The organism is Flavobacterium enshiense (assembly GCF_022836875.1).
GTDB classification, from domain to species: domain Bacteria; phylum Bacteroidota; class Bacteroidia; order Flavobacteriales; family Flavobacteriaceae; genus Flavobacterium; species Flavobacterium enshiense_A.
On the sequence record NZ_CP090376.1, the window covers coordinates 1,386,308 to 1,410,041 of the forward strand.

Here is a 23,734-nt window from a genome sequence, read left to right on the forward strand (position 1 = left end):
AGAAAGCGTTCCTTTTGGGAACGCTTTTTATTTTGGTGTAACCGTTAAAAACAAAAGTCTTGGTAAACTATTGGATTTGTCAGGTTGTAATTTGATTAATTTGAACTAACAGGAACAGTTTTTTCTGTTTTTACTGAAGTTGTACGCCCGACGATAACTTGGTTGTATTGATTAATCAACGTGTTAACTTCATGAATTGTGTTAGCACCCCATGATATTGGTTGTACTACTGAAAAAGCAGACAGATATTTGCAAAGATCATGGTAAATAGAAACCATTTCGTTGCGTTTGCTTTTAAAAGTTCCAGGTGAATTGTTGGTAAACTCCTGAGTGTATCTGTGATAAGTGTCACGGAAAGTTTGATTGACTTTTTTTAATTCGATGACCCACTGACCCAAATTCAGGGTGCCGATGGCTGATGTCAATTCAGGTTTTGTTTCCCAATCCGAAATAATATTACTGATTATAGCAGTTTCCGACTGATAAGTCTCTCTCGTGATATCTGAACCATACAGTTTGATGTTGTTCTGTAGCAAAGTGGCAGCATAGCTGTAAGTAGGGTCGAAATGGCAAGTGTAAGCGTTAACGATGCCAAATATTCCCATAATGTTTTTGTTTCTGCACCAATCCAATTCTTCTAACTCTGGAGTGATAGGGCTTGGCGTGGTGTTTTTAAACATTGTTTCCATTTCAGAGATTTTTCTGACCATGGTGTCATGCTGTATTTGTAGGGAGTGAACGGTAAGGCTGCTGTTTGCAACAATAGAAGTAAAATCTTTGCAGAATTGGATGAATTCAGCGTTTCTCAAACTGTTAAGTGTAATAGAATTTATCATGTCGATGTTTTTTTTTAATTTTTTTTTGGTTTTTTAAAATTTCGGAAAAGTCCGTATTGTCTTTGTAAGATTTCCTTTTTTCAGAAAAGTATGTTTCTACTGTCGTGAAACTATCCTGAATTCTTATGACCGGTTGGGCGGTGAGTGACAGGTTTTCATAATAATTTGTTTTTGGTTGTGTTGTGATATGTGTAAGCTTATAAAAAAATATTTTTGCTTTTTCAGTTTTATTTAAAGAAAAGTTAAAAATCTGTTGATGTGTTATAAAAAATCGACAAAGCGTACTTTTATTGCTAAGATTACAGTTATTTCTTGCGAATTCATCTTCTTACGATGTGGTTTTGATGAAGTTTGAGAAGATTTTAAATTTGGTAAAATCATTATGAAGGGCAAATTCCTTTCAATTTGGTTTGAGAATGACAAAAAAATAATATAATCAGGTTTGTTGTAGTTTGATGATGTTTATAATTTGATACTTCAAAATCTGATTTAATAATAGATTTGGATTGGAACTTAAAAAAAGATGCTCAAAAGGCATTTTTTTTATTTTTCGTAACGAGGATTTTTTGTTAAAATTTTCTTAATGAAAAATATTTCTAAATCATTATTTTCAGCTAATTACCAAAAAAAAGTATCTTCGCACCACTAAAAATAAATTTAACTATGAAAAAATTACTTTTATCCTTAATCGTAGGGATTATGCTTGTTCCGGCAAGCGTAAAAGCCGATGAAGGAATGTGGTTTTTGATGTTCATTGAGCGTTTGAACCACCGAGATATGCAAAAAATGGGATTGCAGCTTACTGCTGAAGAAATCTACAGCATTAACCATCACAGTTTAAAAGACGCTATCGTTCAGTTTAACGGAGGGTGTACAGCTGAGATTATCTCTAAAGACGGATTAGTATTAACTAACCATCACTGTGGGTACGATGCGATTACTGAATTATCTACAGCAGAAAAAAATCATCTTAAAAACGGTTTCTGGGCAAACTCCAGAGCTGAAGAATTAAAACCGTCAAGCTTATACGTTCGTTTCTTCGTTCGTATGGATGACTGTTCGAAAAGAATTTTGTCAGTTGTAAACGATCAAATGACAGAAGCTGAGCGTGAAAAAGCAATCAATGCTGAAATCGCTAAAATCGAAAAAGAAAACAACGAAGGCGGAAAATATACTGTTTCTGTTCGTTCTTTCTTCCAAGGAAATGAGTTCTACTACTTCGTTTACCAAGATTATAAAGACGTTCGTTTAGTAGGTACACCACCAGAAAGCTTAGGTAAATTTGGTGGAGATACTGACAACTGGGAGTGGCCTCGTCACACTGCAGATTTCTCAATGTTCCGTGTTTACGGAGATGCTAACGGAAATCCTGCTGAGTATTCTCAAAAAAACGTGCCGATTAAGCCTAAACATTACTTACCGGTAAACATCGGTGGTGTTAAAGAAAACGATTTCGCAATGATCTTAGGATATCCTGGTAGAACTAACCGTTGGATGCCTGCTGCTGGAATCGAGCAAAACGTAAAATATGCTTATCCTGCTTGGGTTGAAGGTTCTAAAACCGGTATGGATAACATGAAAAAATACATGGATCAGAGCGATGCTTTGAACCTAGTATATGCTTCAAAATATGCTGGTGTAGCTAACTACTGGAAAAACCGTCAGGGAATGATTGACGCGTTAAGTAAATTCGGTACTGCTAAAACTAAAGCAGCTCAAGAGGCTAAATTCGACAAATGGGCTAACAAGCCTGAGAATAAAGCAAAATACGGAAACGTAGTAACTACAATCAACAACTATTACAAGTTGACAAACGAAAAGTCACGTCATGACAACTACTTAATGACGCTTTTCAGAACAAGTTCTTTCGCAACAATTTCAAGAGGTTTAGGAAAACAGTTGGAAAACTATGCTAAGGCTGATGCTGCTAAACGTGCGCAAATGGCTCCGGCTATCCTTGAAATGACTGACGAAATGTTCAAAGAAGCTCACGTTCCTGCTGAAAAAGATATCATGGCTGCACAATTGAAATTGTATGCTACGAAATCTACAGGATATGCAATTGCACCAGCTGTGGCTGAATTAGGAAAAGCAAACAACAACGATTTCTCTAAATACGTTAATGCTGCTTTCGATTTAAGTATCTTATCTTCTAAAGACAGAATCAAAGCGTTTTTAGATGCTCCAAGCGAAGGATTGATTACAAACGATCCATTGATGAAATTGTCTAACGATTTGATGACGCACTACAACGCTAAATCAGACGAAGTTGCAAAAGCACAAAACGATTTCGGTGCGGCTTACCGTAAATTGGTAGAAGGTTTACGTGTGTCTAACATAGGAACAATCAAATATCCGGATGCAAACTCAACATTGCGTTTAACTTACGGAAAAGTTCGTTCTTTACCGGCTGACAAACGTAACGATGCAACTGTAAACAACTATACTACTTTAACAGGTCAGGTAAAAAAATACAAAAAAGGCGACAAAGAGTTCGACTTGCCTGCGAAAGTATTGGAAATGAACAAAAACAAAGATTTCGGTCGTTATGCAGACAAAGACGGTTCATTACACGTGAACTTCTTGACTGACAACGATATTACAGGTGGTAACTCTGGTTCTCCTGTATTGAACGGAAAAGGTGAGTTGATCGGTCTTGCTTTCGACGGTAACATCGAAGCTATGGCTGGTGACGTAATCTTTGACACTAAATTACAAAGAACAATCAACTGTGACATTCGTTACGTATTGTGGGTAATTGAGAACTTCTCAGGAGCTAAACACATCGTGGACGAAATGACAATCATTAAATAATACTCCTTAATCAAAGGATTGAGAATCCGGATGCAGTAATGTATCCGGATTTTTTTTGGAGGGACCCAAGCGATAGCGAATTGGCGAAGCAATGGTTCGGGCATTTTTTGGTTTCCCTGTTGCCGCTTCCCGATAGCTATCGGGACGTTTTACCTTTTATTCCGCTGTCACTCCATAAACGGATATCACTGCCATCGAGGCTAAAGAGGGTAGGACTTTTGTGTTTTGATACTTTTTTTTATTTTTGAACCATGAGGCAAATTTTTTTCTTTTTATTTTTTCCGCTGCTCCTCAGTGCACAATCAGATTTCGATAAAGGCAAAACGTTTTTCGAAGAAAAGAAATACACTCTGGCGAAACTCTTATTTGAAAATTATGCTCGGCAAAAAGGAGCTGACCCCAAAGCGACTGAATATCTTGGCGATATTGCAGCGCATCAGAATCAATGGGATGCAGCCATTGGGTACTATAAAAAATTAAAAACCCAGTTCCCCAAAAATGCTGATTATCATTATAAATTCGGAGGGGCTTTGGGAATGAAAGCCAAAGAATCCAATAAAATTAAGGCATTCGGAATGATCGATGAAATTAAAAAAGCTTTCGAAACTGCTGCTCGATTGGACTCAAAGCATGTCGATACCAGATGGGCATTAGTAGTTTTTTATATTGAATTACCTGGAATTGTTGGTGGCAGTGAAGCTAAGGCACAGAAGTATGCCGGTGAATTGCAGCAACTTTCCAAAGTGGACGGTTATTTGGCTAAAGGGTATATCGATGTCTATTTCAAGCGGTACGTCAGAGCAGAAGCCAATCTGAAAAAGGCACATGAAATTGGGCATTCCAAAACCACTTTTGAAAAACTATATGACTTATATTTGAACAAATTAAAAGATGTTGAAAAAGCTAAAAAATTAAAAGGCGGAGTCAACACATAAATAACACACAAGTAAACAAATGCGTACACATTTTATAGCCATAGGTGGTGCTGCGATGCATAATTTAGCCTTAGCGCTGCATAGTAAAGGATATCAGGTAACCGGAAGCGATGATGCGATTTTCGAACCTTCAAAATCAAGATTAGAAAAGAAAGGGTTGTTGCCGGCAGAAATGGGCTGGTTTCCTGAAAAAATCACTTCTGATATCGAGGCAGTTATTTTAGGGATGCACGCTAAAGCCGATAACCCTGAGTTGTTGAAAGCTCAGGAATTAGGCTTGAAAATTTATTCCTATCCCGAATTCTTATACGAGCAATCGAAAAATAAGACTCGCGTAGTTATTGGGGGATCCCACGGGAAAACTACCATAACTTCTATGATTCTGCACGTTATGCATTATCACGGAATCAATGTGGATTATATGGTAGGGGCACAATTGGAAGGATTTGATACCATGGTGCATTTGACCGAAGAAAACGATTTTATCGTATTGGAAGGGGATGAGTACTTGTCTTCTCCGATGGACCGCCGACCAAAATTCCATCTGTACCAGCCGAATATCGCTTTGATTAGCGGAATTGCCTGGGATCATATCAACGTGTTTCCAACATATGAAAACTATGTGGGACAGTTTGAAATCTTCATCCAAAAAATTACAAACGGTGGTATTCTGGTATACAATGAAAACGATCCGGAAGTGAAACGTGTTGCGGAAGCGGCGACAAATCCAATCCGTAAAATTGCATACCAAACACCGGATTATTCGGTAGAAAACGGCGTGACACTTTTAGAAACTCCGGAAGGACCAATGCCGATTGAAGTTTTCGGTGCACACAACCTGAATAATTTAGCAGGAGCAAAATGGATTTGCCAGAACATGGGCGTTGATGAAGCGGATTTCTACGAGGCGATCGCCAGTTTTAAAGGGGCTTCCAAACGTTTGGAAAAAATTGCTGAAAGCAAAACGAAAGTCGCTTATAAGGATTTTGCACATTCGCCAAGTAAAGTAGCTGCAACAACCAAAGCGGTGAAAGAACAATATCCGAATCGTACATTGGTAGCATGTTTGGAGCTACATACCTACAGCAGTTTAAATGCCGAATTTTTAAAAGAATACGAAGGGGCATTGAATCATGCGGATGTTGCTGTGGTTTTCTATTCGCCTGACGCTGTTAAAATCAAACAGTTGGAAGAAGTGACTTACGATCAAATTGCACAGGCTTTTAAACGCAATGATTTGATTATTTACACCAATCCGGAAGAATTCAAGAACTTTTTATTTAATCGCGATTTAGAGAATTCGGCTTTGTTATTGATGAGTTCCGGAAATTACGGAGGTTTGAATTTTGACGACGTCAAAGGTTTGATCAACTAGTTAGGATATTTATAATGCCCAACGATTTTATAGGAAAACAAACAGTCCTCTAAAACCTGTCCGGCACCCACATTATGAACAATCATCGGGCGTTTTCCGTCCGATGATTTTTTGTTGGTGACAATTCCAATATGCGGAAGTTTATCGTTAATCATCCAGGTGACTAATTCTCCCGTTTTATAATCTTTCGGATTTTCAGTAATTTTCAATATTTGTCCTTTTCTGCTAAAAAACACTTCTAAAATTGGGACTCTTCTGTGGTCGATATTGGTATCGGTTGTCTTTAGTCCCCATTTTTTTAGATTCGGGTATTTTGAAAAATTTGATTTCATGTCTTCATGAACTTCCTTCTGTAAATCAATGCCTAATTTACGATAAGCCCGAATCACTACATCGGTGCAAACACCTTTGTTTTTTGGTACGTCTCCGTTTGGATATGGGATAGCGATATAACTGGGATCGTAGGTTACTTTGTCTTTGGTGAGCAGTAATGCTGCATCTGACAGCTTTTCATAGAAATCTTTTTCAGATGTTGTGAAACTATTTAAAAGTAAGAAAATGATTAAAAATTTAAAAACTTTCATATCTTCGTTTTTCTGATATAACGCCAAAAAACACTTTTTAATATACGCCATGGAAACAACAAACTTCGCAATAAAATATTGGGCTGAAGACGATAGACCACGTGAAAAATTACTACTTAAAGGCAAGTCTGCGCTAAGTGATGCCGAATTAATTGCCATTCTGATTGGCTCTGGAAGTCGTAATGAGAGTGCTGTTCAGCTTTCCAAGCGCATTTTAGTTTCGGTAGACAATAATCTGAACGTACTTGGAAAATTATCTGTAAAACAACTGATGAATTTCAAAGGTATTGGAGAAGCAAAAGCGATATCGATTGTAGCTGCCGCTGAATTAGGTCGCAGACGGAAATCCGAAGAAAGTCTTGAATTGTCCAAAATCACCTCAAGTAAAGCAGTTTTCGAAATCATGCAACCCATTGTCGGCGAATTGCAACACGAAGAATTCTGGGTATTGTTTCTGAATAATTCCAATAAAGTGATTTACAAAGCGCAAATCAGTAAGGGAGGAATCACGGGAACGGTTGTCGATACACGGGTTATCTACAAAATGGCTTTAGAACATAATGCAACTTCTGTTATCCTGGTACACAATCATCCTTCAGGGACTTTAATAGCCAGCGAAGCCGACAAACAGATTACCCGAAAATTAAAAGAAGCCGGCAAGCACCTCGATATTTTAGTATTGGATCATGTTATTGTTACTGAGAAAAGCTATTTCAGTTTTGCTGATGATGGGATTTTATAGATTTAAGGTTCTTTAATATTTTATTCGCTTCCAATTTTATAAATTGCGCTGGAATCGGATTTCGATTCCGAATACGAAAAACCGAAATGATAAGTACAAAAAGAATCACATTTTCATACGGTAAATCCATGATGTTTGCTTTTCCCGATATTGTTTGCAATGAGGGGGAAACATTGCTTGTAACAGGAAACTCTGGTGTTGGTAAAACCACATTGCTCCATCTGTTGGGAGGTTTACTACGTCCCGAATCGGGAGAGATTGCCATTGATAACATTGTGATTAACTCTTTTTCCGAACGTAAATTGGATCATTTTCGTGGACAAAATATCGGGTTAGTTTTGCAGCAATCTCATTTCATAGAAGCATTTACCGTCTTGGAAAACGTAGCTTTAGCCTCATGGCTGGCTACAGGAAAGCAAAAAATAGAAAAGGCGAAACAGCTTTTGGAACATTTAGATTTAGGTAATCATCTGCACAAATTGCCATCACAACTCAGCGTCGGGCAGCAGCAGCGTGTTTCTATTGCCAGAGCCTTAATCAACGAGCCGAAATTATTATTGGCTGACGAGCCGACTTCAAGTCTGGACGACGAAAATGCATTCAAAGTAGCTGATTTACTTGAGCAATTAGCTGAAGAATTCAAAACCGCCTTGGTAATCGTAACGCATGATTCGCGATTAAAAGGACGTTTTTCCAACCAAATTTCATTGTCATGATAGGAAAGCTAGCATGGAGAAATACGTGGTTTAAACCGTTAAGTACAGTTTTGAGCATCATTTTGCTGATGTCGAGCGTTGCCATTATTACGGTTTTGATTTTACTGCAAAAGCAATTCGAAGAGCAGTTTTCCAGTAATGCCGACGATATTGATTTAGTGCTGGGTGCTCAGGGTAGTCCGTTGCAGTTAATTTTGTCATCTGTTTATCAGATGGATGCTCCAACAGGAAATATAGATTATACCGAAGCAAAAACATGGATGCAGAACCCGTTCGTGAAATCAGCCATTCCTTTGGCGTATGGGGATAATTATTTAGGGTTTAAGATTCTTGGAACCACACCCGATTATCTGGCTAAGTTTGGCGGAAAGGTCGAAAAAGGCAAAATGTTCGCAAATACTTTTGAAGTGGTTATTGGTAGTGAAATTGCGGATAAGTTGCAATTGAAAGTAGGTGATACTTTTTTTGGTTCCCACGGCGATGCAAAGGAAGGTGAAAAGCACGAGGAAGCTGCTTATAAGGTGGTGGGAATCGCTTCGGAAACCGGAAAAGTGGTCGATAATTTGATTCTTTCCAATGTTAAAAGTGTTTGGGCAATGCATGATGTGCATGATCATGAGGAAGGTGAAGCAAATCACGAGGCAGCACTGAATTCTGACGAAGGAAAGGAAATTACAGCCGTTCTGATTAAATTCCGGAATAAGATGGGAATTGTTCTGTGGCCGAGGCTGATCGCACAAAACGCCAAAATGCAGGCTGCTTCTCCGGCAATTGAAATCAACCGTCTGTTTACGCTTTTCGGCATTGGTTTGGAAGCATTGCAGTACCTGGCCTACGGGATCATGCTTATTTCCGGTATAAGTATTTTTATTGCCTTGTTCAATACGCTGAAAGAACGAAAATATGAGTTTGCTTTGCTGCGCATTCAGGGAGCGTCCCGTTTTCAGCTTTTGCAGGCTATCATTATTGAAAGTCTTGTTTTGTGTGTTATCGGATTTGTCTTTGGAACAATTCTTGGTAGGGTAGCATTGCTCTTTATTTCCAAATCATCAGATGAGGAATTTAAAATTGCTTTCAATCCGTTGGATTTTGTTTGGGATAAAGAAGGGATTTTGTTATTAGTAACTATATTTGTCGGACTTTTGGCGGCCATTATACCCGCAATAAAGGCGTACCAACTCAATATTTCAAAAACATTATCAAATGCGTAAACCATATATAATAGTAGCCGTTTTAGTAATAGCGTTTTTTGTTTTGGAAACTTTTTATGATCTGAAGGGAAAAACTCCGGAAACGAATAATGCTAAGTTAGAGAAAGCTGGTTTTGTTTCTTTTTCCGGTGATAATGCATTTTTGCAGAAAAACCCGGATACGTTGACGTGGAAGTTATTGGGTGAAATCAAATTTCTGAAAAAACAGGATAAAGTTTACGGAGAAGTACAGTTTCCCGTAATCAATACGAAACTGAAACAGACACAAAAGAAACGAATCGTAATGAGCGGTTTTATTGTTCCGATTGACAATAAAAGTTATGCGTTGAGTAAAAATGTTTTCGCTTCTTGTTTTTTCTGCGGAAAATCAGGACCGGAAACGATAATGGGAATTAAATTCAGAGGAGGAAATCCAAAACTGAGAACGGATCAATACGTAACCCTTGAAGGGACTTTCCGTTATAACGATTCGAATGTGGATGATTGGATTTACCATATCGAAGACGCTGTGATTGTGAAAGGTAAATAAGTTAGTTATAGTGACAGTCTTCAGTTATTGAAATTGAATGTTGTATAGCAATGAACCTGAATAGTGAAATTGAAATTGAACTATGCGATTTACAAATAAGACCGACATTTTTTTTGATTTAGATCATACGCTTTGGGATTTTGAGCGTAATTCGGCACTGACATTTAAAAAGGTTTTTGCCGAGAACAGTATTGCTGTGGATGTAGAAGCGTTTCTTAAGTATTATGTTCCGGTAAATATGAAATATTGGGCATTGTACCGTGATGATAAAATCGATCATGTGACCCTTCGTTTTATGCGCCTTAAAGAAGTATTCGATTTGGTTGCTTTTGAAATAAATGATGACGATATTCATTTGATTTCTGAAGAATATATCAAATACCTTCCTATGTTTAACCATTTGTTTGATGGTGCCCTCGATGTTCTTGAGTATTTAAAGCCGAAGTACAATTTGCATATCATAACCAATGGATTTCAGGAAGTGCAAAACGGAAAGTTGAGAAATGCTAAAATTGAACATTATTTTGACACCGTGACCAATTCGGAACTGGCCGGAGTGAAAAAACCTCACCCAGGAATTTTTGAATATGCACTGGAGTTGGCTAAAGCCAAAAAAACAACAAGTCTGATGATAGGGGACAGCTTGGAAGCGGATATGGAAGGCGCCAAAAATATCGGTCTTGACGCTTTGTTTTTTAACGAAGCCCGAACAGAACAACAACATGATTTTCCAGAGATTTATCATCTTTCAGAATTAAAAAATATATTGTAGGAATGAAAAAAACAACTTTACTGATTGCCTTATTGTTTGCTTCGTTTGCTTTTTCACAAGGAGTAAGTGATTATAAATACATCATTGTTCCTAAAAAGTTCAGCTTTTTAAAAGAACCTAATATGTATAATCTCAATTCATTGACCAAAGGAGTGTTTGAAAAAGAAGGGTATCAGGTTTATTATGATGGCGATATTTTTCCTCAGGAGTTGGCAGAAAACCGTTGCAGAGCTCTTTTTGCTGATATGCTTGAGGATAATACTTTGCTTACCACAAAAATTAAGATTGAACTTAAGGATTGCAGAAATCAGGTGGTGTATGTTTCGGAAGAAGGGGTAAGTCGAGAAAAAGATTATGCCAAAGCCTATGTGCAGGCATTCCGTACGGTTGGGAAATCGCTTGAAATTTTAAACAGCAAACCTAAAGAGGATGTTGTAAAAACGCCTGCAAAAACAAGTGAAGTCATTCAACTGAACGTGGTAAGTGGGCAGTTGTTTGCGCAGCCTATTCTAAACGGATTCCAATTGGTAGATTCTTCTCCAAAAGTGGTGATGAAACTTTTAAAGACTTCGACCAGTAATTTTTATATCGGACAGAAGGAAAATCAACAGGGCGTTGTTTTTAATTTCAACAACCAATGGGTTTTTGAATACTACCAAAACGATAAACTGGTTTCTGAAAAACTGGAAATCAAGTTTTAGTTGTATAATTCACCATCCACCATTTTCCATTAGTACCCGTACTTATCGTTCCATCGATTTTTTAAAAACTGACGTAATTCGCGTTCTCGGGCATTGTTTCCCGGTTCGTAAAAAGTGGTATTGGAAAGTGCTTCCGGCAAGAATTCCTGTTCCGCAAAATTGTTGGGAAAATCATGTGAGTATTTGTATTCATCACCATAGCCCAATTCCTTCATTAGTTTAGTAGGAGCGTTGCGCAGATGCAACGGAACCGGTAGATCTCCCGTTTGCTTTACTATTTGTTGCGCGTTGCCAATAGCCATATAGCTCGCATTGCTTTTTGCAGAAGTGGCCAGATAAACGGCGCATTGACTCAGAATAATCCGGCTTTCCGGATAGCCGATGGTGGTTACCGCCTGAAAAGTGTTATTGGCCATTATCAATGCCGTTGGGTTAGCGTTTCCGATATCTTCCGAAGCTAGGATGAGCATTCTTCGGGCAATGAATTTTACATCTTCACCGCCTTCAATCATTCGGGCCAGCCAATAAACCGCTCCGTTTGGGTCGCTTCCGCGTATTGATTTTATAAATGCCGATACGATGTCGTAATGCTGTTCACCGGTTTTGTCATATAATACCGTATTTTTCTGTACTAACTGCATTACCTTTTCGTTGGTGATTTCAATCGAATCCGAATCGGAGGCATTCACGATCAGTTCGAAAATATTGAGCAGTTTTCGCCCGTCTCCGCCGGAAAGCCGTAACAAAGCTTCGGTTTCCTTGAGTTGGATATCTTTCGTTTTTAGGATAACGTCGGTTTCCATAGCGCGGTGCAGCAGCGCTTCCAGATCTTCTTTTGAAAAGGCATTCAGGATATAGACCTGACATCTTGACAATAAAGCGGGAATAACTTCGAAACTTGGGTTTTCAGTAGTGGCACCGATTAACGTAACCCATCCTTTTTCAACCGCGGCCAGTAAGGAATCCTGCTGTGATTTGCTGAATCGGTGAATCTCATCAATGAATAAAATCGGGTTTTTAGCCGTGAACAATCCGCCACTCTGTTTGGCTTTGTCAATCACATCGCGAATATCTTTAACGCCCGAGTTGATAGCGCTTAACGTGTAAAATGGACGTTTGCTTTCCTCTGCCATAATCTGCGCCAATGTAGTCTTTCCTGTTCCGGGAGGTCCCCATAAAATCAGGGACGGAATCATTCCACGGGCAATCTGGTGGGTCAGCGAACCTTGTTCACCCACTAAATGCGACTGACTGATGTATTCCGATAAATTCTTCGGACGAATGCGCTCGGCTAAAGGTGCTTCCATTTTTATTGGGCTGTTTATAGCTTTGTTTATTTGAATGGTCAAATTTACGTCATTTCAACTTTGAAATCAACATTTAGCTAAATCATCAGATATGACAAAACTTCATTAAATTGCTTTTGGATTTGTTTTTGATAATCTTTTTGCAAATTCCATTTATGAAAGAATCTGATTTTAAATTTTCCGCATCCGTGATTGCCTGGCCCTTTTTGTTTTTATTGGCAATTTGGGTGGTTTTTTGGTTTGAAATCCGTTTCAAGATGAGTCTGTATGACTTTGGGATTTACCCGCGAACACTGTCAGGATTGAAGGGTATTGTTTTTAGCCCGTTTTTGCATGGCGATTTACAGCATTTGTATAATAATTCGATTCCGCTTTTCCTATTGGTGATGGCATTACGTTATTTTTACCGCGAACAGAGTTTACAGGTTTTGGTGTGGGGGATTTTGATGTCGGGATTCGGAACGTGGCTGATAGGGAGGGAAAGTATGCATATTGGTGCAAGCGGACTGATTTATGTGCTTGTCAGCTTTATGTTCTTTAAGGGGGTACAGTCAGGTTATTACAGATTGGTCGCATTGTCGTTAACAATAGTGGTTTTATATGGCGGGATGGTGTGGTATCTTTTTCCTTCTCCTGAGGAAAATATTTCCTGGGAAGGACATATGGCGGGATTTATCTCCGGATTTTTATTGTCGTATTTCATCAAAACCCAGGATTATCAGAAACCGATAAAATACGATTGGGAGCGACCGGATTTCGACCCGAGTCAGGATCCTTTCATGAAGCATTTTGATGAGTATGGTAATTTTGTGCCTACTCCAAAACCAGAACCGATTGAGGAACAATATTCCTATTTTATATCGAATTTGCCTGTGATTTATTTTTGGAAGGAATCTGATGATACTGAGAATAAACCTGCCGGACAGGATGTTGCTGATAAAGAACATCTGCATTAATAAAAACAAAGTATCAAAAAAATCTTTTAAAAATATATCTTTGGTTTTTAATCAGTATGCCTATGCAGCCTTTACTACTTTTACACGGAGCATTGGGTTCTCAAGCCCAGTTCGAAGCCTTAAAGACAAAACTTTCTGCACGTTACCAAGTCTACACCCTTGATTTTATTGGTCACGGGAGCTCACCAATGAATGATCATGAAGTACTTAGTATTTCTTCTTTTGCCCAACAGGTACTTACTTTTTTGGAAGAGCGCAAGCTTAATAATGTAGCAATTTTCGGTTACAGTATGGGTGGATATGTGGCCTTGTATCTGGCGAAACATTATCCGCACATGGTTAGTAAAGTGTTTACGCTGGCCACTAAGTTTGACTGGAATCCGGAAAGCAGTAAAAAAGAAGCCGCTATGCTGAATTGGGAAATCATGGAACAGAAGGTGCCTAAATTTACTCAATACTTACAGGGATTGCATCAGGTTGATAAAGCGCCGAAATTAGTTAAAAAAACGGCTGAAATGATGCTTGCTATGGGGCAGCAGCCACCTCTTACACTGGTTGAAGTAGGCAGTTTGGAGCAACCTATTCTTTTTTCGGTGGGAGATAAAGATGCTATGGTGAATTTTGATGAAACGTTGGCGTTGTATAAGTCAAAAACTAATAACCAGTTGTGGGTTGTACCTGATACGGTACATGCTTTTGAAAAAGTAAATCTGGATAAACTGTCGAGAGAAATCGAATACTTTTTTAATTAAACGGGTTTCTCCTGCCGCGTATTCTGTGTTTGAAGTGATACTGTTAATCCAAATCAGAAAATGCTAATCCAGATAGCCCCGATGGAGCCGGTAGCTTCCCGACGGGAGGAGGCAGCTAAAGGTGAAATGTTTACATTCATGAATACTAAACAATTATAAGCGCATGAGTAAAGCGGGAATTGCGATAACAAAAAAGCCCGAAACTTTCGCTCCGGGCTTTTTTAATTATTGTTACAATGTTAGCTTCTTTGGCGGATGGTTTCGTATAAAAACGCCCCACAAGCTACGGATACATTCAGCGATCCGATAGAACCGAACATAGGCAGTTTTGCTTTTTCGTCCACGATTTTTAGAACCGATGGATTCACACCACGGTCTTCGCTTCCCATAATGATGGCAACAGGCTCGCTAAAGTCGATATCGTAAATGTTTTGCTCTGTTTTTTCGGTAGCGGCTACGGTTTTGATTCCGGAACCCTGTAAGTAGAAAATAGCATCTTTAATATGATCTACTTTGCAGATAGGAACGTTGAATACCGCGCCGGCAGAGGTTTTAACTGTATCGCCGTTTACGGGAGCTGAACCTTGTTTTTGGACTATGATTCCGTCTACACCTGTACATTCGGCTGTTCTGATGATGGCTCCGAAGTTACGTGCATCTGACAACTGATCCAAAATCAGGAATAATGGTTTTTTACCACTTTCGATAACGTTCTCTACCATAGTTTCCAATGATATAAACGAAATAGGAGCGATGGTGGCCACGGCACCCTGATGATTATTTGAAGTTAATCGGTTTAATTTTTCTACGGGAACATAAGAGAAATTGATGTTGTTTTTTTTCATCGTTTTCATCAAATCCTGCATCAAATCGCCTTGTGCATCTTTCTGAATAAAAACTTTGTCAACTTCTTTTCCTGCGTTGATTGCCTCTATAATGGCTCTGATTCCGAATATTAGGTTTTCTTTTTCCATGGGGTAAAGATAGTGTATTAGATTTTTAGATTTCTGGATTTTTAGATTTTTAGATTGTTGGGTTATTTGAACGTTCTGGCTTTTCTGATAATCGCATAGTCAAATAATCGAAAAGTCTTTTTTAAAAAATGCTTTTGAAACTTAAATGAACAAGGGAGTTGGAGAGTTTTATGGCCTGATCGCCTGTGGTTCCGTTGGCATAGATTAAATTGAACAAGCCGTTTTTGGTTAGTAGTCCGAAGCCAAACCCGAGCCCGAGCAGGTTTTCTTTAATGTTAGATGTTTTATCCTGAAAAATACCGTAATCTGTGATGGAATGTATGTATAAACCGGGTGTCAGCACATAACGGTATTCGGTGATGAAAGCCGTGTAGAGGTTGGCCTGAAGACTGTTTTCGCTAAATCCGCGAATGGAATTAATTCCCCCGAAACGGTACAGTTCGTTGCTGAGATAGGTGTCACTTTGGAGGTAAAAACTCTGGTTTTTGACAAAAATGAGATTTTTTTTGTTCAGGTGGAAATTATAATGTGCGTTGAGCTGTGTAAAATACTGGCTGTTGGTTGCTGTTTCGGACGAGCGTCTTCCGTTTCCGAATTTCACATTGATATTTGCGGTTTCCCGAAACATAAAATCATCCGGATCGATATCGGAGAACAGGTAGGATGCGGTCCAGAACGAATTGGAATAACTGCTGATAGTGCCGGAAGTTGTTTTTTGGATGTCTACTGATTCGGCTGATTGATGCCCAAGGTATATTCTGGAATTGTAATTGAAGAAGTAGCCTAAATCGATGTCGGTTGTCGTGTTTTGGAAAAGGCTGTCCTGTTTGAAGATTTTCAGGTTGGCTTTAATGCCCAGCGGACTTTTGAAAATATACGGAATTTCTGTTCCGATGTTGAATGTGGTTTGTTTCTTTCCATCGCCTTTCCAATACAGGTTGAATTTTTCCCCTGAGTTTAATGCGTTGTTTAGAAGCAGGTCGAGATACCCATTAAAGCGAACACCTGAATTTTCTTCGTTGGCAAAACCTATGAAACCATCGAATCGGTTGGCTTTAGTTTTCTCGAGATATATGTATACTTTGGTGCTGTCTTTGGTGAATAGAATTTCCGGATATTTAATTTGACTTACAAAAGGCAGTGATTTAAAATCGTTGTTCAGTTTCTTTAAGGTTTCCTGACTGAAAGGTTGTTTTCGATACTGTTTAGTCAGATTTCTTCGGATGCCTTCCGGGAATTTGTCGTAGCCTACAATTACGATGTCGTTCAGGTTTCGTTTCTTTTCTGTTTTGATGTGCAATGCAGCGGAAAGTTGGTTGCCTGTTTTTTTATGATTGGTTAGTTGCAGTTCGCTTAGCGAGTAGCCTTTTTGCTCTAATTTGGCCAGATTGGAATTCATGAAGTTTTCGACTTCGGGAGTAGGAAGGGTTATGGTATCGGATTGGAACTCCAATAGTTTTTTTTCTTCTTCTGAAAGTGTACCTATATATATATGTATGTGTGAGGTTTGTTTTCCGACTGAATAGAAAAATACGAAGGAGCTGTCGTTTACTTTTTTTTGGTTTAGCAATTGACTTTCCAAATATCCTTTTTTTAGTAGTGTGGCAGATAGGTTACCGGTTTCATCAAGAATGGATTTTGTGTTTTCGTGCAGTTTTTTGTAACCGATGCTGTCGATGATTTTGTTTTCTTCGGTCGAACTCCCTTCGATTTTCAGATGCAGATTTTGTGCTTTTAAAGAAAAGCTGTATAAAATCAGAAATGTAAAAAGAAGGAGTGGTTTCAAGTGAAAAATGTTTTGGTAAAAATAACGTAAAAAATGGATTTTGGGGATAGGATTTTGCTGTGATCCATAATTGTATTGAAAATTAAATGTTTAAGGTTTGGTATCTAAAAATTAATCCCTACATTTGCAACCCCGAAAAGTGTCGGGAATTTAAAAATAAGAAATTTTTAGTATTTAATTATGCCAACAATTCAACAATTAGTAAGAACAGGAAGAACTCAGATCACTAAGAAGAGTAAATCGGTTGCTTTAGATTCTTGTCCTCAAAGAAGAGGGGTTTGTACGCGTGTTTACACTACTACACCAAAAAAACCAAACTCGGCAATGCGTAAAGTTGCGCGTGTGCGTTTGACTAATGGTAATGAAGTGAATGCTTACATCCCTGGAGAAGGACACAATCTACAAGAGCACTCGATAGTATTAGTGCGAGGCGGAAGGGTAAAAGATTTACCAGGTGTTAGATATCATATCGTTCGTGGAGCGCTTGATACGTCAGGTGTTGCGGGAAGAACGCAAAGAAGATCTAAGTACGGTGCTAAACGCCCTAAAGAAGCTAAAAAGTAATTTAAAAACTTTTAAGAAAAAGACATGAGAAAAAGACAGGCCAAAAAAAGACCTCTTTTACCAGATCCAAGATTTAATGATCAATTGGTAACGCGTTTTGTGAACAACTTAATGTGGGACGGTAAAAAATCAACAGCTTTCAAAGTATTTTATGATGCAATTGATATCGTAGAATCTAAAAAGCAAGATGCTGAGAAATCATCATTAGAAATCTGGAAAGATGCATTAACGAATGTTATGCCTCACGTAGAAGTTCGTTCACGTCGTGTGGGTGGAGCTACTTTCCAAATTCCTATGCAAATTCGTCCAGACAGAAAAATCTCTATGGCGATGAAATGGATGATTCTTTATGCAAGAAGAAGAAATGAAAAATCAATGGCAGGCAAATTAGCGTCTGAAATCTTGGCTGCGGCTAAAGAAGAAGGTGCTGCTGTTAAGAAAAGAATGGATACTCACAAAATGGCAGAGGCTAACAAAGCATTCTCTCACTTTAGATTTTAATTCATAAGAAATGGCTAGAGATTTAAAATACACAAGAAATATCGGGATTGCGGCTCACATTGATGCTGGTAAAACAACAACAACGGAGCGTATCTTGTTTTATACTGGAAAGTCACACAAAATTGGTGAAGTGCACGAAGGTGCTGCAACAATGGACTGGATGGCACAAGAGCAGGAAAGAGGTATTACCATTACTTCTGCTGCTACAACGTGTGAATGGAATTTCCCAACTGAGCAAGGTAAAGTATTACCTGAATCAAAACCGTACCACTTCAATATTATTGATACTCCGGGACACGTTGACTTTACTGTAGAGGTAAACCGTTCGTTACGTGTATTGGATGGATTGGTTTTCTTATTTAGTGCTGTTGATGGTGTTGAACCTCAATCAGAAACTAACTGGAGACTTGCAGATCAATATAGAGTACCACGTATGGGATTCGTAAACAAAATGGACCGTCAGGGTTCTAACTTCTTGAACGTATGTCAGCAAGTTAGAGACATGTTAAAGTCTAATGCAGTTGCGATTACATTACCAATCGGTGAAGAAAGTGATTTTAAAGGAGTAGTGGATTTAGTGAAAAATCAAGCTATCGTATGGCATGATGAAACACAAGGAGCTACTTTTGATATCGTTGACATCCCTGCTGATATGGTAGCGGAAGTTAAAGAATTCCGTTCTGCATTAATCGAAGCGGTTGCTGAGTATGATGAGAACCTTCTTGATAAGTATATGGAGGATGAGAACTCTATTACTGAAGAAGAAATCAACAATGCATTACGTGCTGCTACAATCGACATGGCAATCATTCCGATGATTTGTGGTTCTTCTTTCAAAAACAAAGGAGTTCAGTTCATGTTAGATGCAGTTTGTAAATATTTACCATCTCCTTTGGATAAAGAAGGTATTCAAGGTATTCACCCTGATGACGCTGATTTATTAGAAGAAGATCAAACTAAAATCTTACGTCGTCCTGATGTAAAAGAGCCTTTCGCGGCTTTAGCGTTTAAAATTGCTACTGACCCTTATGTTGGTCGTTTAGCGTTCTTCCGTGCTTACTCAGGTCGTTTAGATGCTGGTTCTTATGTTTTGAACACACGTTCAGGAAACAAAGAGCGTATCTCTCGTATTTACCAAATGCACGCTAATAAACAAAATCCAATCGAATATATTGAGGCTGGAGATATTGGGGCTGCTGTAGGATTTAAGGATATCAAGACTGGAGATACAATGTGTGATGAAAAACACCCAATCATTCTTGAGTCAATGAAATTCCCTGATCCGGTAATTGGTATCGCGATTGAGCCTAAAACAAAAGCTGACGTAGATAAAATGGGTATGGCTTTAGCTAAATTAGCTGAAGAAGATCCTACGTTTACGGTTAGAACTGATGAGGCTTCAGGTCAAACGATTATCTCTGGTATGGGTGAGCTTCACTTGGATATCTTAGTGGATCGTATGAAACGTGAATTCAAAGTTGAAGTGAACCAAGGTGAGCCTCAGGTTGAGTACAAAGAAGCTTTCACTAAATCGGCACAACACAGAGAGACTTATAAAAAACAATCTGGAGGTCGTGGTAAATTCGGTGATATCGTATTTAGAATCGAACCTGCTGATATGGTAGACGGTAAGCCATTTGTTGGATTGCAGTTTGTTAATGAGGTAAAAGGTGGTAACGTTCCTAAAGAATATATCCCTGCAGTTGAAAAAGGTTTCCGTGAAGCTATGAAGCAAGGACCTTTGGCAGGATACGCTGTGGACAGTTTAAAAGTTACTTTGTTGGATGGATCTTTCCACCCGGTGGATTCCGATGCACTTTCTTTCGAGTTAGCTGCTAAAATGGGATACAAAGAATCTGGAAAAGCTGCTGGAGCTGTTATTCTTGAGCCAATCATGAAAATCGAAGTTATTACTCCGGAAGAAAACATGGGTGATATCGTAGGTGACTTGAACCGTCGTAGAGGTCAGGTGAATGATATGGGTGACAGAGCTGGTGCTAAAACGATCAAAGCTGATGTGCCATTATCTGAAATGTTTGGTTATGTAACTACATTAAGAACATTGTCATCAGGTAGAGCAACTTCAACAATGGAGTTTTCACACTATGCTGAAACGCCTTCTAATATTTCAGAAGCAGTTATCAAAAAAGCAAAAGGAAACGCTTAATTCTAAAGAAAATGAGTCAAAAAATCAGAATAAAATTAAAATCATACGATCATATGTTGGTTGATAAATCAGCAGAAAAAATCGTAAAAACTGTAAAAAGTACAGGAGCTGTTGTAACTGGTCCTATTCCGTTACCAACTCACAAAAAGATTTTCACTGTATTGCGTTCTCCGCACGTAAACAAAAAATCTAGAGAGCAGTTTGAGGTAAGTTCATACAAAAGATTATTAGATATCTACTCTTCCTCTTCAAAAACTATCGACGCTCTAATGAAGTTAGAGTTGCCAAGTGGTGTTGAAGTAGAGATCAAAGTATAAGTACCGCATTTAAAAGTATTTAAGCATTAAGTTTTGTAATTCAAAACTTAATGCTTACTTTTGCGCACTCTAAAAACAAAAAGTTTTAATAAATAATTAATAATTAGTTTTATATGTCTGGGTTAATTGGAAAAAAAATCGGCATGACTAGTATCTTCGATGAGAACGGGAAAAACATTCCTTGTACTGTAATTGAGGCTGGTCCGTGTGTCGTTACCCAAGTCAGAACCAATGAGGTTGACGGGTATGAAGCGTTGCAACTTGGTTTCGATGACAAAACAGAAAAGCATGCTACTAAAGCTGACTTAGGTCACTTTAAAAAAGCAGGTACTTCTGCTAAAAAGAAAGTCGTTGAATTCCAGGATTTCGTAACGGAGCATAAATTAGGTGATGTTATCACTGTTGAAGTTTTTGCTGAAGGAGAATTTGTAGATGTACAAGGTGTGTCTAAAGGTAAAGGTTTCCAAGGGGTTGTTAAACGTCACGGATTTGGTGGGGTTGGACAAGCTACTCATGGTCAGCACAACCGTTTAAGAGCGCCAGGTTCTGTTGGAGCATCGTCTTATCCATCAAGAGTATTCAAAGGAATGCGTATGGCGGGAAGAACAGGAGGAGAAAATGTAACAATTCAAAACCTTAGAGTTTTAAAAGTAGTGGCTGACAAGAATCTACTTGTGGTTAAAGGAGCGATTCCTGGACACAAAAACTCTTACGTAATCATTCAGAAGTAATGGAAGTAAAAGTATTAGATATCAACGGAAAAGATACAGGTCGTAAAGTACAACTTGCTGACTCTGTATTCGCAATTGAGCCTAATAATCATGCTGTATATCTTGATGTTAAGCAATACTTAGCAAATCAAAGACAAGGTACTCACAAAGCTAAAGAAAGAGCTGAAGTAACCGGAAGTACACGTAAGATTAAAAAACAAAAAGGTACGGGTACAGCTCGTGCTGGATCTGTAAAGAATCCTTTGTTTAAAGGTGGAGGTACAGTTTTTGGTCCAAGACCAAGAAGTTATTCTTTCAAATTGAACAAAACTTTAAAAAGATTAGCTCGTAAATCAGCTTTCTCTTTAAAAGTGAAAGAATCAAATTTAGTAGTTCTTGAAGACTTCAATTTTGAAACTCCAAACACTAAAAATTTCATTAACGTATTGAAAGCTTTAGGGTTAGAAAACAAAAAATCTTTATTCGTGTTGGGTGAATCAAATAAAAATGTATATTTGTCGGCACGCAATTTAAAAGCTTCTAATGTTGTAACTTCTTCAGAATTAAGCACTTACGCGATTTTGAACGCGAACAGTTTAGTGCTTTTGGAAGGTTCAGTAGAAGGAATTGTAGAAAATTTAAGCAAATAATAGGGCTATGAGTATCATAATTAAACCTATCATTACTGAAAAAATCACCAAAGAGGGAGAAACTTTCAACCGCTTTGGTTTTGTTGTTGACAAAAAAGCAAACAAAATCCAGATCAAAAATGCTGTTGAAGCTGCTTTTGGTGTGAATGTGGTTGCTGTGAACACAATGAATTACAGAGCTGATAGATCGGTTAAATACACTAAGAGTGGTTTAATCAGTGGAAAGACTAGTGCTTACAAAAAAGCAGTTGTTCAAGTACAAGAAGGAGAAACAATAGATTTTTATACTAATATCTAATAGAAAATGTCAGTTAGAAAATTAAAACCTATTACCCCGGGTCAGCGTTTTAGAGTTGTGAATAGCTTTGACACTATTACAACTGATAAGCCGGAGCGTTCTTTGATCGCACCGAAAAAAAACTCTGGAGGTAGAAATAGTCAAGGAAAGATGACCATGCGCTACACAGGTGGTGGTCACAAACAAAAGTACCGTGTTGTTGATTTTAAAAGAACTAAAGTAGGAGTTCCTGCTACAGTGAAAACAATCGAGTACGATCCAAACCGTTCAGCATTTATTTCGTTATTGCACTATGCAGATGGTGCTAAAACGTATATCATCGCTCAGAATGGATTACAAGTAGGACAAACTGTAGTTTCTGGTCCTGAATCGGCTCCGGAAATTGGTAATACTTTACCTTTAAGCAAAATTCCTCTAGGTACTGTTATTTCTTGTATCGAATTAAGACCAGGTCAGGGAGCTGTAATCGCTCGTTCGGCTGGAACTTTCGCTCAGTTAATGGCAAGAGACGGAAAATATGCTACAATCAAAATGCCTTCAGGTGAGACAAGATTGATCTTGTTGACTTGTTCAGCAACAATTGGAGCAGTTTCTAACTCAGACCATCAGTTGGTTGTATCAGGTAAGGCTGGTAGATCAAGATGGTTAGGTAGAAGACCGAGAACTAGACCGGTAGCAATGAACCCTGTTGATCACCCAATGGGAGGTGGTGAAGGACGTTCTTCTGGAGGTCACCCACGTTCAAGAAAAGGTTTACCTGCTAAAGGCTATAGAACTCGTTCTAAAGTTAACCCGAGTAATAAGTATATCGTAGAACGTAGAAAGAAATAATAAGTAGATATGGCACGTTCATTAAAAAAAGGACCTTTCGTACACTTTAAATTAGAGAAGAAAGTTCAGGAAAATATCGAAAAAGGTAACAAAGGGGTTGTTAAGACTTGGTCTAGAGCTTCAATGATTACTCCAGATTTCGTTGGACAGACTATCGCAGTACACAATGGTCGTCAATTTGTACCAGTTTACGTTACAGAAAACATGGTAGGTCATAAATTAGGAGAGTTTTCACCAACAAGATCTTTTAGAGGTCATGCCGGTGCAAAAAATAAAGGTAAAAAATAAGAAGCTATGGGAGTTCGTAAAAGAGAAACAGCTGATGCAAGAAAAGAGGCTAATAAGTCTATTGCTTTTGCAAAATTGAATAACTGCCCTACTTCACCTAGAAAAATGCGCTTAGTTGCAGACTTGGTAAGAGGTCAGAAAGTTGAAAACGCTTTAAACATCTTAAGATTCAGTTCTAAAGAAGCTTCTCGTAAATTAGAGAAATTGTTGTTATCAGCTATCGCCAACTGGCAAGCTAAAAACGCAGACGCTAATATGGAGGAAGCAGGTTTATTCGTAAAAACGATCACAGTAGATGGTGGTATGATGTTGAAAAGACTTCGTCCAGCTCCACAAGGTCGTGCTCACAGAATCAGAAAACGCTCTAACCACGTTACAATCGTGATTGGAGATATTAATAACACACAAAGCAATTAAT

Annotated in this window: 26 protein-coding genes; 21 read left to right on the top strand and 5 right to left on the bottom strand. The window is 38.4% G+C overall.

Features of this window, described 5'->3' with window-relative positions; translation table 11 throughout:
- Positions 1 to 95: 95 nt before the first annotated feature.
- Positions 96 to 836: a DUF6261 family protein gene (locus tag LZF87_RS06095; protein ID WP_244343028.1), complete on the bottom strand. Its 741-nt coding sequence runs from the start codon at positions 834 to 836 to the stop codon at positions 96 to 98.
- Between the two features lie 663 nt (positions 837 to 1,499).
- Between LZF87_RS06095 and LZF87_RS06100 the strand changes: the two genes are divergently transcribed.
- From LZF87_RS06100 to LZF87_RS06110, 3 genes are all read left to right on the top strand, one after another.
- Complete coding sequence (locus LZF87_RS06100) at positions 1,500 to 3,650, top strand: S46 family peptidase (protein WP_244343029.1); 2,151 nt, start codon at positions 1,500 to 1,502, stop codon at positions 3,648 to 3,650.
- 251 nt (positions 3,651 to 3,901) lie between these two features.
- Positions 3,902 to 4,585, top strand: coding sequence for a tetratricopeptide repeat protein (locus LZF87_RS06105; RefSeq protein ID WP_244343030.1), 684 nt, complete (start codon positions 3,902 to 3,904; stop codon positions 4,583 to 4,585).
- A 19-nt stretch (positions 4,586 to 4,604) separates the two neighbouring features.
- A complete protein-coding gene (locus LZF87_RS06110) occupies positions 4,605 to 5,960 on the top strand; it encodes a UDP-N-acetylmuramate--L-alanine ligase (protein ID WP_244343031.1) in 1,356 nt (451 codons plus the stop codon).
- Here LZF87_RS06110 and LZF87_RS06115 read toward each other — a convergent pair.
- On the bottom strand, positions 5,957 to 6,544 hold the full coding sequence (locus LZF87_RS06115) for a DUF1287 domain-containing protein (protein ID WP_244343032.1): 588 nt from the start codon (positions 6,542 to 6,544) through the stop codon (positions 5,957 to 5,959). The two genes, LZF87_RS06110 and LZF87_RS06115, sit on opposite strands and share 4 nt — an antisense overlap.
- Before the next feature lie 49 nt (positions 6,545 to 6,593).
- Between LZF87_RS06115 and radC the strand changes: the two genes are divergently transcribed.
- The 6 genes from radC to LZF87_RS06145 all read left to right on the top strand — a co-directional run bounded on the left by radC (position 6,594) and on the right by LZF87_RS06145 (position 11,215).
- Positions 6,594 to 7,286, top strand: coding sequence for a RadC family protein (gene radC / locus LZF87_RS06120; protein WP_244343034.1), 693 nt, complete (start codon positions 6,594 to 6,596; stop codon positions 7,284 to 7,286).
- Positions 7,287 to 7,372: 86 nt separating this feature from the next.
- Positions 7,373 to 8,002 (top strand): ABC transporter ATP-binding protein, encoded by a 630-nt coding sequence (locus LZF87_RS06125; RefSeq protein ID WP_244343035.1) that lies wholly within the window; start codon positions 7,373 to 7,375, stop codon positions 8,000 to 8,002.
- A complete protein-coding gene (locus LZF87_RS06130) occupies positions 7,999 to 9,213 on the top strand; it encodes an ABC transporter permease (RefSeq protein ID WP_244343036.1) in 1,215 nt (404 codons plus the stop codon). Before LZF87_RS06125 ends, LZF87_RS06130 begins: the two co-directional genes overlap by 4 nt.
- Complete coding sequence (locus LZF87_RS06135; RefSeq protein WP_244343050.1) at positions 9,206 to 9,742, top strand: hypothetical protein; 537 nt, start codon at positions 9,206 to 9,208, stop codon at positions 9,740 to 9,742. Before LZF87_RS06130 ends, LZF87_RS06135 begins: the two co-directional genes overlap by 8 nt.
- Positions 9,743 to 9,824: 82 nt before the next feature.
- Positions 9,825 to 10,514, top strand: a complete 690-nt coding sequence (locus LZF87_RS06140; protein WP_244343053.1) for a YjjG family noncanonical pyrimidine nucleotidase — start codon at positions 9,825 to 9,827, stop codon at positions 10,512 to 10,514.
- A gap of 2 nt (positions 10,515 to 10,516) precedes the next feature.
- Complete coding sequence (locus LZF87_RS06145; RefSeq protein ID WP_244343056.1) at positions 10,517 to 11,215, top strand: hypothetical protein; 699 nt, start codon at positions 10,517 to 10,519, stop codon at positions 11,213 to 11,215.
- A 29-nt stretch (positions 11,216 to 11,244) separates the two neighbouring features.
- Here LZF87_RS06145 and LZF87_RS06150 read toward each other — a convergent pair whose 3' ends face one another.
- Positions 11,245 to 12,522, bottom strand: coding sequence for a replication-associated recombination protein A (locus LZF87_RS06150; protein WP_244343059.1), 1,278 nt, complete (start codon positions 12,520 to 12,522; stop codon positions 11,245 to 11,247).
- A gap of 155 nt (positions 12,523 to 12,677) precedes the next feature.
- On the opposite strand from LZF87_RS06150, the gene LZF87_RS06155 reads away from it, so the two are divergent.
- A complete protein-coding gene (locus tag LZF87_RS06155; RefSeq protein WP_244343062.1) occupies positions 12,678 to 13,478 on the top strand; it encodes a rhomboid family intramembrane serine protease in 801 nt (266 codons plus the stop codon).
- Between the two features lie 62 nt (positions 13,479 to 13,540).
- Positions 13,541 to 14,230 (top strand): alpha/beta fold hydrolase, encoded by a 690-nt coding sequence (locus tag LZF87_RS06160; protein ID WP_244343063.1) that lies wholly within the window; start codon positions 13,541 to 13,543, stop codon positions 14,228 to 14,230.
- 239 nt (positions 14,231 to 14,469) lie between these two features.
- Here the strand turns inward: LZF87_RS06160 and rlmB are convergent, their stop codons facing one another.
- Together rlmB and LZF87_RS06170 are read right to left on the bottom strand one after the other, a co-directional pair.
- On the bottom strand, positions 14,470 to 15,204 hold the full coding sequence (gene rlmB / locus LZF87_RS06165; RefSeq protein ID WP_244343064.1) for a 23S rRNA (guanosine(2251)-2'-O)-methyltransferase RlmB: 735 nt from the start codon (positions 15,202 to 15,204) through the stop codon (positions 14,470 to 14,472).
- Between the two features lie 121 nt (positions 15,205 to 15,325).
- Complete coding sequence (locus tag LZF87_RS06170) at positions 15,326 to 16,990, bottom strand: outer membrane protein assembly factor (protein WP_244343065.1); 1,665 nt, start codon at positions 16,988 to 16,990, stop codon at positions 15,326 to 15,328.
- 180 nt (positions 16,991 to 17,170) lie between these two features.
- Here LZF87_RS06170 and rpsL point away from each other — a divergent pair, with 180 nt between their 5' ends.
- The 10 genes from rpsL to rplV all read left to right on the top strand — a co-directional run bounded on the left by rpsL (position 17,171) and on the right by rplV (position 23,733).
- Positions 17,171 to 17,554: a 30S ribosomal protein S12 gene (rpsL, locus tag LZF87_RS06175; protein ID WP_007136570.1), complete on the top strand. Its 384-nt coding sequence runs from the start codon at positions 17,171 to 17,173 to the stop codon at positions 17,552 to 17,554.
- A 24-nt stretch (positions 17,555 to 17,578) separates the two neighbouring features.
- Positions 17,579 to 18,055, top strand: coding sequence for a 30S ribosomal protein S7 (gene rpsG, locus LZF87_RS06180; protein ID WP_023574055.1), 477 nt, complete (start codon positions 17,579 to 17,581; stop codon positions 18,053 to 18,055).
- A gap of 10 nt (positions 18,056 to 18,065) precedes the next feature.
- A complete protein-coding gene (gene fusA / locus LZF87_RS06185; protein WP_023574056.1) occupies positions 18,066 to 20,222 on the top strand; it encodes an elongation factor G in 2,157 nt (718 codons plus the stop codon).
- 11 nt (positions 20,223 to 20,233) lie between these two features.
- Positions 20,234 to 20,539: a 30S ribosomal protein S10 gene (gene rpsJ / locus LZF87_RS06190; protein WP_023579610.1), complete on the top strand. Its 306-nt coding sequence runs from the start codon at positions 20,234 to 20,236 to the stop codon at positions 20,537 to 20,539.
- Between the two features lie 113 nt (positions 20,540 to 20,652).
- A complete protein-coding gene (gene rplC / locus LZF87_RS06195) occupies positions 20,653 to 21,270 on the top strand; it encodes a 50S ribosomal protein L3 (protein WP_244343066.1) in 618 nt (205 codons plus the stop codon).
- A complete protein-coding gene (gene rplD, locus LZF87_RS06200; RefSeq protein WP_244343067.1) occupies positions 21,270 to 21,899 on the top strand; it encodes a 50S ribosomal protein L4 in 630 nt (209 codons plus the stop codon). The genes rplC and rplD overlap by 1 nt, the downstream gene beginning before the upstream one ends.
- A 7-nt stretch (positions 21,900 to 21,906) precedes the next feature.
- Positions 21,907 to 22,197 carry a 50S ribosomal protein L23 gene (rplW, locus tag LZF87_RS06205; RefSeq protein WP_244343068.1) on the top strand — a complete coding sequence of 97 codons (291 nt, stop codon included), beginning with the start codon at positions 21,907 to 21,909 and terminating at the stop codon, positions 22,195 to 22,197.
- A gap of 6 nt (positions 22,198 to 22,203) precedes the next feature.
- A complete protein-coding gene (gene rplB / locus LZF87_RS06210; protein WP_023574060.1) occupies positions 22,204 to 23,028 on the top strand; it encodes a 50S ribosomal protein L2 in 825 nt (274 codons plus the stop codon).
- Between the two features lie 9 nt (positions 23,029 to 23,037).
- Positions 23,038 to 23,316, top strand: a complete 279-nt coding sequence (gene rpsS / locus LZF87_RS06215; RefSeq protein ID WP_023570340.1) for a 30S ribosomal protein S19 — start codon at positions 23,038 to 23,040, stop codon at positions 23,314 to 23,316.
- A 6-nt stretch (positions 23,317 to 23,322) separates the two neighbouring features.
- On the top strand, positions 23,323 to 23,733 hold the full coding sequence (gene rplV, locus LZF87_RS06220; protein ID WP_023574061.1) for a 50S ribosomal protein L22: 411 nt from the start codon (positions 23,323 to 23,325) through the stop codon (positions 23,731 to 23,733).
- The last annotated feature ends 1 nt before the right edge of the window (position 23,734 follow it).